11 protein-coding genes are annotated in these 13,994 nt (G+C 41.3%); 2 read left to right on the top strand and 9 right to left on the bottom strand.

The window, feature by feature from the left end:
- Positions 1–152 precede the first annotated feature (152 nt).
- Positions 153–1,778, bottom strand: a complete 1,626-nt coding sequence (locus QNK26_RS08970; RefSeq protein WP_319222336.1) for a hybrid sensor histidine kinase/response regulator — start codon at positions 1,776–1,778, stop codon at positions 153–155.
- A gap of 269 nt (positions 1,779–2,047) precedes the next feature.
- Here QNK26_RS08970 and QNK26_RS08965 point away from each other — a divergent pair, with 269 nt between their 5' ends.
- Positions 2,048–3,430 carry a DEAD/DEAH box helicase gene (locus QNK26_RS08965; RefSeq protein ID WP_319222335.1) on the top strand — a complete coding sequence of 461 codons (1,383 nt, stop codon included), beginning with the start codon at positions 2,048–2,050 and terminating at the stop codon, positions 3,428–3,430.
- Between the two features lie 100 nt (positions 3,431–3,530).
- On the top strand, positions 3,531–4,442 hold the full coding sequence (locus QNK26_RS08960) for a DUF808 domain-containing protein (protein WP_319222333.1): 912 nt from the start codon (positions 3,531–3,533) through the stop codon (positions 4,440–4,442).
- Between the two features lie 73 nt (positions 4,443–4,515).
- Here QNK26_RS08960 and QNK26_RS08955 read toward each other — a convergent pair whose 3' ends face one another.
- The 8 genes from QNK26_RS08955 to QNK26_RS08920 form a co-directional block, all read right to left on the bottom strand.
- Positions 4,516–5,088 (bottom strand): YaeQ family protein, encoded by a 573-nt coding sequence (locus QNK26_RS08955; RefSeq protein WP_319222332.1) that lies wholly within the window; start codon positions 5,086–5,088, stop codon positions 4,516–4,518.
- Between the two features lie 126 nt (positions 5,089–5,214).
- Positions 5,215–7,728 (bottom strand): trimethylamine-N-oxide reductase TorA, encoded by a 2,514-nt coding sequence (torA, locus tag QNK26_RS08950; RefSeq protein WP_319222331.1) that lies wholly within the window; start codon positions 7,726–7,728, stop codon positions 5,215–5,217.
- A gap of 13 nt (positions 7,729–7,741) precedes the next feature.
- Positions 7,742–8,935 carry a pentaheme c-type cytochrome TorC gene (torC, locus tag QNK26_RS08945; protein ID WP_319222330.1) on the bottom strand — a complete coding sequence of 398 codons (1,194 nt, stop codon included), beginning with the start codon at positions 8,933–8,935 and terminating at the stop codon, positions 7,742–7,744.
- Between the two features lie 39 nt (positions 8,936–8,974).
- On the bottom strand, positions 8,975–9,148 hold the full coding sequence (locus QNK26_RS08940; protein WP_319222329.1) for a periplasmic nitrate reductase, NapE protein: 174 nt from the start codon (positions 9,146–9,148) through the stop codon (positions 8,975–8,977).
- 159 nt (positions 9,149–9,307) lie between these two features.
- Positions 9,308–9,886 (bottom strand): protein-methionine-sulfoxide reductase heme-binding subunit MsrQ, encoded by a 579-nt coding sequence (gene msrQ / locus QNK26_RS08935; protein ID WP_319222327.1) that lies wholly within the window; start codon positions 9,884–9,886, stop codon positions 9,308–9,310.
- A 2-nt stretch (positions 9,887–9,888) separates the two neighbouring features.
- Positions 9,889–10,911: a protein-methionine-sulfoxide reductase catalytic subunit MsrP gene (gene msrP, locus QNK26_RS08930; RefSeq protein WP_319222325.1), complete on the bottom strand. Its 1,023-nt coding sequence runs from the start codon at positions 10,909–10,911 to the stop codon at positions 9,889–9,891.
- 147 nt (positions 10,912–11,058) lie between these two features.
- Positions 11,059–13,008, bottom strand: coding sequence for a DNA topoisomerase III (locus tag QNK26_RS08925; RefSeq protein WP_319222324.1), 1,950 nt, complete (start codon positions 13,006–13,008; stop codon positions 11,059–11,061).
- A gap of 127 nt (positions 13,009–13,135) precedes the next feature.
- Positions 13,136–13,994, bottom strand: an 859-nt coding sequence (locus QNK26_RS08920) for an alginate export family protein (RefSeq protein WP_319222323.1), incomplete at its 5' end; no start/stop codon positions are given.

Raw genomic sequence — 13,994 nt, 5'->3', positions numbered from 1 at the left:
AATCATCTTGTCGCGATAGAAATGTATATTTGCCATTTGGGTAAAACATTTGAAGAAGCTTGTGACGAACTAAATCTTGATATTACTGAGCAGCTTGCCCTAAAAAGCATGATGGTTACATAACCAAACCGCCAGTAACTAAAAATACACCATTAAATCGATTCTTCTGAGCCAGTTTTTATTTTTTTATTGATCGGTAATACCACATCAGAGACTGGCACTTCGAAACCGAGCACACGTACTGTCTCGTCAATTAAAGCTTGTTTAGATAGCGGTTTATTAATACAGCCTTGTATCTGTGCATGCCTACAATTCATAAAATCAAACTTGAGTGCATCCTCAGTCAGCGCGATGATAGGGGTGTGATTATTACAGCTACCAGCACGCAGCACTTTAGTGGTAGCAATACCACCCTCATTCGGTATCTGCATATAAATAATATCAAACTTATATTTTGCCATGAGCTTCAGTGCTTCTAAACCTGTATTTGCAGTAAATACCTGCATCTGCAACTGCTTCATCGCTTGTTGCGATACTAATTGATTAATTTTACTCTCTTCAATTAGCAGCACTCGCAACCCCGCTAATCGATCGACAGCCAGATCATTGCTACCAACAATGTGCTGTGCACGTAATTGATGAGCTCGAGGTAAGCGTAAATTTATTTTAAACTGCGCACCTTCCCCCAAGGTACTATCGACTCGTAGCTGTCCTTGCATAAGATTAATAAGACGTGAACAGATAGCTAGGCTTAAACCCCCACTGGGTAAATCATTTGATTTATGACGATAAGGCTCTGGCTCATTATCAAATAAATGCGCCAGTTTAGTCACCGGTATACCGATACCAGTATCACTGATAGTAAAAACTAGATCTGCCATTTCACCGTATTCATGGTTATCATCGACATGGGTACAAGCCACTTTAAGCTCAACAGATCCTCTATCGGTAAATTTCAACGCATTAGCAACTAAGTTAACTAATACTTGCTGAAGCCGAACAGGATCGCCAATATAGAAACGATGCAGATCTTCGTTATAATTTAAGCTAAAGCGTACGCGTAAGTTATGACTGACTAATGGACGTAGCGAGGTATAAACTTGATCTAGTATGGCTAATAAGTCAAAACGTACCTTTGCTAACTCTAAATTACCTGATTCTATTTTAGAAAAATCAGCAACATCATTCAGCACCATTTGCATGTGGTTGGCAGAGTGCCTCATTAATTTTAAATATTCCACTGACGTGGTGTCCTGCGGCATTTCACACAACAACTCAGCAGTGCCCAGAATACTATTCATTGGCGTACGAATGTCATTGGTTAAGCTTTCGACGAACTGTTGTTTGGATTGCGCTAACAGTAATTTATTTAACTTAGGTTCACAGATGGTTTGCAATTGTGCGTTAAGTAAATCAACCACCCCATCTAACTCAACATAAGGAGAACTAAGGGTGGCATGATCACGACCATCATTCGCTATTACCGTTTGGCACTTTTGCTGCAGAACAGCTAAAGGTTGAGAGACTAACTTTTTCAGTACTAGCTTGGAGATAACCAGCGCCGCTAAAAGCAGCGGTAATGCCACCAGTAGCATCGTAAGTTTAAGCGTTGTGAAGACTTCAGCGTGAAGCGGATTGGCCTGCTGACTCAGCACTTCAATCGTAATAAACATGCCTGTAATAACCGCGGCTAACATCACCAGCAGTAACGTTCGTATTTTGCTAAATAACGAAGATTGCAAAATAACTTTACCTGAATCAACCTTGATTGCCCGCATACCACGTATCCTTCTATAACCTATTTAATAAATTTAGCTAATATTGGCAAAATTGCTTAAATAACTACTATTTATTTCTGCATTACAAATGAAGCATGCGCTTTTAAAAGGGATAATCATTTATTTCTGCAAGCATATTCTGTTTATGCTGTATAATAGTCCCCTGTGACTAGAAAATAGGGTTGGAATTTGGACTACGCTCCTATATAGTTCTCGCCCCTAAATAATTTCTAGCAATTATTTTTATTCTATTTTAAGAGGTAGCTTCTTTGCGCTTTCAAGATTTCGGTATCGATCCACGTTTAATCAGTTCAATCGAGCATTTAGGATTTGAACAAGCAACAGAGGTGCAGGAAGCAGCTATCCCACTTATTTTAGGTGGCTGTGACATCATGGCTACATCGCAGACTGGTAGTGGTAAAACCATTGCTTACGGTCTACCAATATTACAACGTATGTTAAAGCAACGTCGTTTCGAACACCGCGCTGTACGAGCAGTGATCTTAGCACCAACACGTGAGCTTGCGATCCAAGTACATGCAAACATGAAACACTTGGGCATGAGCCTAGATTATCAAATCCAATTGATTATTGGTCGTGAGTCGTTTCAACACCAAGAAAAATTACTACGTAAAAATCCAGAAGTATTAATTGCGACACCAGGTCGTCTGCTTGATCATATCCGTGGCAAAACAATTTCACTTGAGCACTTAGAATTCTTAGTTCTGGATGAAGCTGACCGTATGTTAGACATGGGTTTCCGTGATGACGTATCTGCCATTTCAAACAGCGCACCAAACGTAAAACGTCAAACAATGCTGTTTTCTGCAACACTAGAGCACGTTGACGTAGCCAATATTTGTAACCAAGTATTACGTGCTCCAGAGCGTATTGAGATTAACCGCTCAAACGATCAACATGAAAAAATTGAACAACGTCTGTTTTTCTCTGACAATCTAACGCACAAAGAAGAACAGTTAGTGCATCTTGCTAAAACTGAAGACTATCGCCAGCTACTAATCTTCACAGCAACTAAATCAGATACAGAACGTCTAGCAAAATTATTAGTTGATAACGATATCAATGCCACTTCAATTAACGGTGACATGTTACAAAATCAACGTAAACGCACTCTGGAAGATTTCCGCCGTGGTCGTGTTGAAGTATTAGTAGCAACTGACGTTGCCGCTCGTGGTCTTGATATCCGAACCTTAAGCCATGTTATCAACTTTGATTTACCGATTAACCCAGAAGATTTCATTCACCGCACTGGTCGTACTGGTCGTGCTGGCGCAACTGGTATCGCTATTTCACTAGTTAGCCCGAAAGATTGGACTTCATTTGGTAAGATCGAAAGCTACTTAAAAGTAAAACTGACTTGTACTATGCTAGAAGGTTTTGAAGCTAAATTTAAAGGTTTAAAACCAAAACCAGCCAAGAAACGTTTACCTGCTAGCAATAAAGGTCGTCCGACTAAACTAGCACGTAAAGGTGATAAGAATGCACCTGAGCACAAGCAAAATACCGCGCCGAAGCAAGATAAGAAACAAGCTATGCGTGATTCAATGGCAAGTGCTGTTGATGGTGGCTTTGCACCGATGAAGAGAAAGCCGAGGGCTGAAATCGTCGACGATGGCCACGAAGAAGATTAATCCTAAAAACCTGCTCCCGAGCAGGTTTTTTTATTTATACTGGTTGTATCTTTTTGTTTAAATTAATTTATCAAACAATTTAGCTCATAGGAGAGCAACCATGGCAGGATTAAGTTTAATCGCCCTACTCGATGATATTGCGTCAGTGCTGGATGATGTTGCACTGATGACAAAAGTGGCCGCGAAAAAAACCGCTGGTGTATTGGGTGACGATCTAGCACTCAATGCCCAACAAGTTTCAGGCGTCAGTGCCGATCGTGAACTACCCGTGGTTTGGAAAGTAGCCAAAGGTTCTTTTAAAAATAAAGCTATTCTAGTACCAGCAGCACTGCTTATCAGCGCAGTCGCACCTTGGCTAATTACGCCGTTATTACTTATCGGCGGTTTATTCTTATGCTTTGAAGGCGCCGAAAAACTCCATCATGCTAAATCAACATCCGCTGATGAAGATAATAATAACGATGACGCTTTAGCGGGATTGTCCGTTGAAGAGTTCGAAAACCAGAAAGTCAAAGGCGCTATCCGCACCGATTTCATCTTATCAGCCGAGATCATTGTTATCGCCTTAGGCACGGTACAAATTGAATCATTAACCACACAACTAACCGTCGTCAGTTTAATTGCCCTGCTCATGACTGTGGGTGTATACGGACTCGTTGCGGGTATCGTCAAAATGGATGATGTTGGCTTATATCTCGTTAATAACAGCCAAACAAAAACGCTGAAACACTATTTAGGTACTGGCTTACTTACTTTCGCACCCAAATTGATGCGCTCATTAGCGGTAATAGGGACTGTTGCTATGTTCTTAGTCGGTGGCAGTATTATCCTACACAGTATCCCTGGAGCTCACGATGTCGTTCTCACTCTAATGACTATGCTACCCGAGGCATTGGCACATAACGTCGTCGTGGCGGGAGTTGCACCGATTATGATTGATGGTTTAGCAGGCTTATTGGCCGGTTTTATAGTGTTGATGGTTGTTACTATTATACAAAAAATAAGAACATGATTAATTAAATCAGTCGTAATGATGAGTAACGACGCTGATAATACGCCGTCGTTACTCATTCGCTCAAACTAAATTAGCACCACACTTCAGGTTTGATTGCGATAGTCATATCACCAGACATGACTTGAATATCACCATCTTGGATCATCAACTGTAGCTCCATGTTGCGGCTATATAGCTTTTCCATTTGCTCTGCAGTTTCATCACTAATAAATTGAATCGACAAGTTATCCGCGCTGTATTTAATCTTCTTAAACCATAATGCGGCACTGCGATCGCCATAAGTATAGATGGTCGCTTTCTGTGCTTGATTACTGGCTTTCTTTAAACGCTTATCTGATGGCTGACCTAAGTCAATCCAATGTTCAATCACACCAATATCCGACTTAAACCAAATATCAGGTTCTTCATCTTCCCCTAAGCCTTTGGTAAAGCTTAAACGCGCCTCTGCATCGACGTTTAGCATCCAAGCTAACAAGCGTAGCATTAGACGGTTATCGTTCTCAGAAGGATGTTGAGCAAGGGTAAGCGGGATATCATTAAGATAAACATGATTGTCGAGATCAACAATAGATACTTTTGCTTTTAAAATCGTTGCCGTTAAAGCCATGGGGTTCACTAATAAAGGGGAGGATATGACAGGCATGATACACCAGTCTTTCAGGCAAGAAAGCTTAAGCCAAAAAAAAAGCCTAATAAACGCATATTGCTTTCACAACATGCGACTTATTAGGCTTTATCGAACCGTACTAATTAATGTTTTACACCATCATTAAACGACTTCTTTTGGACCACCAAATGAGTTAACCGCGGGTGCTTTGCCTTTGAATTTTTCAAACTCAACCTGACACGTATTCGCTGACGTTGCTTGCGCAAGTTCAGAAGAACCGATATCGATTGTTAGGTTGTTTGGATCGCCATAAGTACAAAGTGAACCTATGCTTTCATCTTCAGGACCATACCAAGCACCCTCTTGAATACGGATCACATTCACAGGGTAGTTATCATCAACTACGGCGCCCGCTAATAACTGTCCACGGTCGTTAAATACGCGCACGATGTCGCCATCTTTAATGCCACGCTTCTTCGCATCTGCAGAGTTCATGTAAACAGGCTCACGACCTTGCACTGTGTAAGTCGCACGGAACGCTTCTGATTCACACATTTGTGAATGCAGACGTTTGTCCGGGTGACAAGACTGCATCCATACCGGAAATTCATCTGATTTTGGACCACCGTGTGAGCGCTCTTCTTTCTCAAACCACATAGGGTGACCTTTACAGTGCTCATAACCAAAACGAGCAATCTTACGGCTGTAGATCTCAATGAAACCAGACGGAGTACCTAGAGCGTTAACTTCAGGGTCTTCACGGAAGTCAGCATGGCGCGTCCAGTTTTCACCGTCACCAAAGTGGAAGTAACCTTCTTTCCAAAATTCGTGGAAGTCTGGCATTTCCCACTTACCGGCATTAGCATCTTTAGATTCGTTATAAAGCTGCTCTAACCACTGTACTTCACTCTTACCTTGAGTATAGTCTTTGCTCTTGCCCCAACGTTTTGTTAGCTCAGTAAAGATCTGAAAGTCAGTTTTAGATTGGAATAGTGGGTCTACTAGCTTCTTCATACCCAACAAACCTTTGGCACGATATGAACCATAGATATCTAAATCGTTACGTTCGTACTGAGTACAAGCAGGTAGCACGATATCAGAGAAACGACACGTTGCAGTCCAGTTGTAATCAATCGCGATCACAGTTTCCAATTTCTGGAATGCAGCTTTCATCTTGTTACGATCTTGATGACGATGCCAAGGGTTACAACCCGTGAATACCATCATTTTAATATCAGGGAAGGTGATCTTCGAGCCATTGGCATCAATCACTTTACCTGGATTTTGCAATGCATCAACGAAACGCGCTACCGGCAATGTACTGCTGGCACCTTTAAAGTCTTTACTCTCGTGACGAATTGGCTTGCCTGAATCAGGGTTACGGGGGAATGCACCCGCGCCAACGGCACCTGAACTTGGAACACCAATCGAGCTATAGTGATGACCATAACTGATACCACCACCAGGTAGACCAATTTGACCGATCATTGTCGCTAATACCGCGCCCATCCAATATGGTTGCTCACCATGTTGCTGACGTTGAATTGACCAACCAAATAATAACTGAGTACGGCCATTGGTAATCAAACGTGCAAAATCACGAATTTCATCTGCAGGAACACCACAGATTGCACTCGCCCATTCTGGTGTTTTCTCTACTTTGTCTTCAGTTTCACCTTGCACATACTGCAAGAATTCATCGAAACCAAGTGCATAAGTATCGATGAACTCCTTATCATGCAGATCTTCTTTCACCATAGTATGTGCGACAGCAAGCATGAAAGGTACATCGGTATGCGGATTGATGTAACGGTGTTCATTGCCCAAGAAGTTTTGCGTTTTGTTCTTCACTGGATCAACACTAATTACACGAATTTTCTTCTCTGCAACTTTGTCTTTCAGTTGTTCTAGGTACTCGAAACTATCATGCGTTTCACAGTTCCAACCTACTTGTAGGTTTTTCACTGGATCCGTTGCCCATAAGATAATCGTTTTACTGTTATCTAGGATTAACGGCCATGATGTACCCGGTGCATATACTTCAGTCGAACCAAGTACATAAGGTAAAATTGTTTGGCCAGCACCGGTTGAGTAATCACCCACATCTTTTACTGACGCGCCATGCATTGCGATCGCACGCGCCATGTGGCTACCACAGCTGTGTAATTGACCTGTTGCACGCCAACCGTTAGCACCAGTATGTAGACCTGATGGACCATAGGTATTTTGAACACGCTCTAATTCTTCGTAGAACATGTCTAATGCTTGGTCCCAAGTAACACGGATGAAGCGATTATCACCACGTTGTTTAGTGTCACTCTTCTCACGATTTAGATACCAATCTAAACGTACCATAGGGTAACGCACACGTGATGGGCTATAGATAATACCTTCAATGCCTTTGAGCATATCAGTTGGGTATTTATCTAATTCAAACGCTTTCACTTCAGTAACTTTACCGCCATGGATCTTGGCACGGAACGCACCCCAGTGCGAACCCGTTAGTTTCCATTCTGCACGCTCAGCCATCGTAGCCGCGCTTGCTGTTTTTGGTGCCAATAAGCTAGGACCGATCACAGCAACTGCAGATGTCGCCATAACCCCTTTTAGAAAGGAGCGACGACTTACTGATACATTTTCTTTATTAGACTTTTTGTCTCTATTAAACATAGTCATACTTCTCTTTGAATTAGTGAGCATCTTTGCTGTAATCAGATGAATGGTTTTGTAGATACTTCAAGATAACATCATGGGTATCGCCATCTAAGTTCACAAAACCTTGCATGCCGGCAAACATACCAACCCAAGTATTTGCATCAAAATGCGCTTCAGCTGGTTGGGTATGACAAACACTACAAGTTGTTTGGTAAGCGCCTTTCGCATAATCCCAAATATTTTGCAGGTCTTCTTCATAACCTTTTTTATCAACCCATAGCGTGAACGTTACTTGTTCCCAAGGTAGACCAGTTAAGTCATCTTCTCGCTTATCACCACGAACAAATAGTGATTCATCTTGCGATGCTTCTTTTGATAGTGTTGCTTGAACAATGTTTTTCGCAAAATCAAAGTACAATACACGACCGTAACCTTTGGCTTTATGCCAAGTCACTAATTCAACTTCTAGACGATTACCAGACTCTGCAATTACTTTAAACTTCGTCGCTGGTGTTAATACACCTAGGTACTCAGTTTCTTTTTCATCTTTATAAAGTGGTGTTTGTACTAGAGAGTAGTACTCTTTACCAACTTCAAACGAGTGACCTTCTAGGTTCTTCGCCATTTTGCCTAGTTCACTGATCGCCGTGGTATCCATTTCAGGTAGGTGATGCGCAATACCTTTATGGCAATCTAAGCAAGATTGATCACGTTCCGCAGCACCACGCATTTGCACTTGCGCACGCTCTGACATTTTAGTGAAATCCATGCTCTTATAGTCATGACAGTTACGACATTCAAGTGAACCATTGGCTTTAAAACGAGCCCATTCATTTTGCGCTAGGTGTAAACGTTTAGCTTCGAATTTCTCTTTAGTATCAACAGTCCCTAATAACCAACCGAACACGTCTTTACTTGCACGCGCTTTAGCCGCCATTTTGTCTGACCATTTGTGCGGTACATGACAATCAGGGCACGTAGCACGAACACCACTACGGTTAGACCAATGAATAGTACTTTGAATTTCTTGGTAATTGTTTTCTTTCATACTATGACAAGAAATACAAAATGCTTCGGTGTTGGTTGCTTCTAGTGCAGTATTGAAACCACCCCAGAAAATAATACCAGCAAGGAAAGCGCCGCAAGTAACAATACCTAAGGAGATATGCTTACTTGGTTTGTTGAATACACCCCAAAAACGAGCGATCATAGAAAATAATTTTTTCATTATAGTAATACCTGGATAATGAGTTGTTGGTAAATTTGATTAATGTGTTGGTAGGCCAAAAAGGATATGACTCATCCAAATGACAAAACCATAACCAAATACACTAACGGTAGCGAGGATCGGAAATAAGAATACAGTTAAGAAAACAAAAAGTTTCCATTCACCTTTTTTCTCGACTTTCTCGACATCTATATTACTTGTTTGTTGTTTCATCTAAAATTCCTGCAGAAATGATGATATATAAAATTGATGTTATCTAAAATATTAGGTCAATTATAGTATTTCTGGCAGTGTAAAGTAAGGTCAAGTTAACTTATTTGTAATAGATCAACTAAATACCTATTTATGATAAGAATACAGCGGAAAATAATCCTACCTCCTTCTTTTTATTAACAAAAATACCACCAAAGAGGTATACAAGGCAGGTTCAATCCAACCAGATTTAACCGATAAATAGTAATGTAAGGGAGTTAAAATCGCGACCAAATAGATAAGATTATGTAACCTCTGCCAATTTCTTTTCATTTTACGGCGCACCCATATTGGGGAGGTTAACGCTAATAAGAATAAAATGATAAATGCGATCATCCCAAGCCAAATATAGGGTCTTTTAATTAGCTCTTGGAACAATAAGTTAATATCCCAACCTAAATCGAGCCATGTAAATGCCAGTAAATGTAATGTGGCATAAAAAAAACAATATAGACCGACCAGGCGCCGTGTTGAGATTAATAAACCTTCTTTATAACGTTTTGCTAAAGGGGAAATAACGAGTGTTAGCAGCAATAAATTTAGCGCGCCTTTGCCTAAAAAATGGATCACCGCTTGCACAGGATCACCACCCAGTGCATCAGCATCAACTGCCAACCCAAGATATACCAGCGGCATAATAGAAAGTATGTGAATATAAGCCTTAAGATATGGCATCCGCTTATAGGTTAGCATAGGCATAATTAGATATACCTCTTCAGATCCATGCCTTGATATAAACTCGCCACGTCCTCAGCATAACCATTGAACGGTAATGTCTTGATACGTTTCGACGTAAAAATACTGCCATTACCAATACGACGTTCTGACGCTTGACTCCAACGCGGGTGATCCACAGCAGGATTAACATTGGCATAAAAACCATATTCACGAGATGCAAGACGATTCCAAGTCGTTGGCGGCTCTTTTTCTAACAAATGGATTTTAACAATTGATTTAATACCTTTGAAACCATATTTCCATGGCACCACCAAGCGAATTGGTGCGCCATTTTGTGGCGCGAGGGTTTTACCAAACGTACCAACAGATAGCATAGTTAACGGATGCATGGCTTCATCCATGCGTAACCCTTCGACATAAGGCCAATCCAGACTACCGCCAAGATATGATGACGCTTGGCCAGGCATTTGTTTCGGATCGTACAAGGTTTCAAACCCGACATATTTCGCTTTTGAAGTTGGATTGGCTTTTTTGATGATTTCAGCCAGTGAAAAACCTGTCCACGGGATCACCATCGACCACGCTTCAACACAGCGCATGCGGTAAATACGCTCTTCTAAATCTGCAACTTTAAATAAATCGTCATAACCTAGGGTAATTTCTTTTTCAACAGCACCAGTGATGGTTAACGTCCAAGGTTCGACTTTAAAATCCTGTGCATTTTTTTGTGGATCGGTTTTCGCCGTACCAAATTCGTAAAAGTTATTATGTGAGAGCACTTTTTTCTCAGGTGTCCAAATCTCACCATTGGCGTAATCTTGACTGCCGGTTAATGTCAGCGGCGATTGTACAAATGCCTGACCACCAGCTTTGCTCTTGTCACCAGAAAATATATCAAAGATACTTGCTTGTGCAGGACTAGCAGCGGCCAGTCCCACCCCAGCAAGACCTAATTGTTTGAGGAATTGTCGACGTTGCTGATATACCGGTTCCGCAATAACATCATTTTCACTTGCTTGAGATTTGCTTTTAGACTTAATTATCATTCCGTTACCTGCTTGGTTAACTTTCCATATAGTAATCATGGTCTATTTAAACAAATTGTTCATCACAGAATTATCACAATAGCGGTACAATTTTATGTAAATGCAATACAGCCTTATATAAATACAGCGCCAATAATCACTTTAACGTTATGATTTTTTATAACTCCGCTTTGCTGCTGGCTTTTTCTTAAATCGACTACCCGCAGGTTTACCACTCGAAAGACCACGTAAACCATCGGGTAGTGTCGCTTTCGCTTGTTCAATCATGCCGGATAGTTGTTGTAATAGTCCGCCCATGAAATGCTGATAGCTGGCTTCTTTTTTACTAATACCATCAAGTACCGATTCCCATTGTGCGGTCATATCCGGTAATGTCGCCGATTCAGGCAAAGCATTAATCAAGCCTTTGCCAGCGTCAGTGGCTAAAATCAGTTTGTTATTACGCACTAAGAAATTACGTCTGAATAACAGTTCAATTATCCCTGCTCGCGTAGCTTCGGTGCCAAGGCCATCGGTGTCTTTCAAGATCTTACGAATATCACTATCTTGTACATAACGCGAGATACCGGTCATCGCCGCAAGTAAAGTCGCATCACTGAAATGTTTCGGCGGCTGAGTCTGCTTTTCAATACATTCAGCCTGCTGACATAACAGCTGTTCGCCTTTTTTGATGGTGGGTAGTTGCGCGGCTAACTCTTTTTCAGCTTCCGTTTGCTTGCTATTACTCGCCGCTGATTTAGGAAATAATATTTTCCAGCCCTGCTTTAACGTCATTTTTGCTTTAGCAATAAACAGCCCACCAGCAATAGTAATTTCAGCCACAGTATCTGCATATTCATAAGCAGGATAAAACTGACACAGGTATTGCCTCGCAACTAATTCATAGATGTTCTTTTCACTGCTGTTAAGCCTGTCCACACTGCTACTTTTTTCGGTAGGGATAATGGCATGATGTGCCTCCACCTTGCCATCGTTCCAAGCTTTGCTACGTAAACTCTGATCGGCATTTAGCGCGGCTTGATTTAATGAACTGCTGGTATTGGCTATCGCCTTAATCACACTACCACGATGGGCATAATGTTCTTTGGGTAAATAACGGCTATCAGAACGTGGGTAAGTAATCAGTTTATGACGCTCGTACAAGGCTTGGCAGGTATCTAAGACTTGCTGTGCACTCATGCCAAAACGCTTAGCGCCGTCAATCTGTAGTGACGATAAATTGTAAGGAAGTGGCGCGGCTTGTTGTTTATTTTTCTTTTCCAGCTTAGTCACTTCGCCCATTTGACCTTGAACACGGCTGACGACATTTTCAGCTAACTTTCTTACCAATACCCGACCATCCTCATCCATATACGGACGACAGGCTTCGCTCGGTTTCCACTTGGCTGTAAATATTTCTTGCTGCTGGGTTTGTAGATGCGCCAATACTTCGTAGAAAGGCTTACTGACAAAATTGGCTATTTCGATATCACGCCTAACGACTAACCCTAAAATAGGCGTTTGCACTCGCCCAACTGACAGCACCCCTTGATAACCAACTTTTTGGCCTTGCAAGGTATAAGCACGAGTCATGTTCATGCCATAGAGCCAATCCGCTCGCGAGCGTGCTAACGCTGAAACAGATAAAGGAATATAGTCACTATTGGGTTGCAGATTATTTAAGGCTTTTGTTACCGCTGCAGGATTAAGATCGCTAATGAGTAAACGCTGGGCGGTATTTTTCTTTTTCGCCGGCGTTTTCAGAAATTCAATCACTTCATCTACCAGCAGCTGCCCTTCTCTGTCGGGATCACCCGCATGCACCAAACTAGTGGCCTTTTTGACTAATCCTCTTAATACCGTCAGCTGCTTACTGGTATTGGGTTTTTTCTTTAATTGCCAGGTTTCAGGCACGATCGGTAGGTGTTCTAAACGCCATTTTTTATAAGCATCGTCATAGGCATCGGGTTCTGCTTGTTCGAGTAAATGACCAATACACCAAGACACTACATCACCATTACCGACCTCAATATAACCTTGTTGCTTCTTGTGAGGTTTCGGTAATACATCGGCAATAGCGCGACCAAGGCTGGGTTTTTCGGCAATATAAAGTTTCATGATGTGAGTAATTATAGACTGTATGAATAAACAGTTAATGTAGCTAATTTTTGCGGCTAAGTCTATGTTAAAACGATGAGCAAAAAAAGGTGGCACACGGCCACCTAAGTATTACTAAAATAATTAATTAAAATGTAGCATTTAGCCACAACCAAACCTTACTGGTATCAACTTTATTTGTAGCGCTATCACCGGCGAAATAAGAGGCATACTTCAGGCCAACTTTATAATTTTTAGTCAACGGCATAACATAAGCGGCATCAATTTCAGAGCCAAAATCATCAATGGTTGAGCTTGATTCATCAGCAGAGAAATCATGATAGGCCAAGGTCAAGGTAGCACCAGCAACCTTACCACTGACAGAAGCATAAATATCAGCTAAACCCTGAGTCGGTGTAGTTAAGAATTGATCTGACCAACCATTAAATTTATGCAGGGTAGCTAATGGCGTAGCAAAACCATACTTACCGTCATCAGAGCCTAATAATTCATAACCAAGTTTAGCTGTAAAACCAGCAAATACAGCACCTGCTTCTAGAGCAAGATAGTTAGTAGAATAAGATACCCCCATTTCGTCAGTATCCTGCATCGCATATTCAGCAGTATATAGAACTTTTGTTTCAGCTAGTTTGGTATCGCCACTAAAACGAATACCGTAGGTATCAATACCATTGTCGATATCCTTATCTTCTTCGAGCAGGTAAGCATAACCAGTTAATTTACCCAACCCGGTTTTATATGAAGCATTAATTAAATTATCTTTGGAATTAACATCTTTAGCTTCAGCAAAGATGCGGTTGCGCTGATCGATATACGCATAATCAAGCTGCACAACATCACTGATATTATAAGATAAACCTAAACCATCAAATGTTTGACGATCTTGACGCCAGCCCACATGACCAACAAAACGGTGATTATCGAACGTCATGATCTGACGCCCACCCTTTGCAGTTAATCCAGCATATTTATACTGTAGATAGGCT

Origin of the sequence: Moritella sp. (genome assembly GCF_033791185.1) — a bacterium.
GTDB lineage: Bacteria > Pseudomonadota > Gammaproteobacteria > Enterobacterales > Moritellaceae > Moritella.
This window is presented reverse-complemented; position numbering and strand designations above follow the sequence as displayed.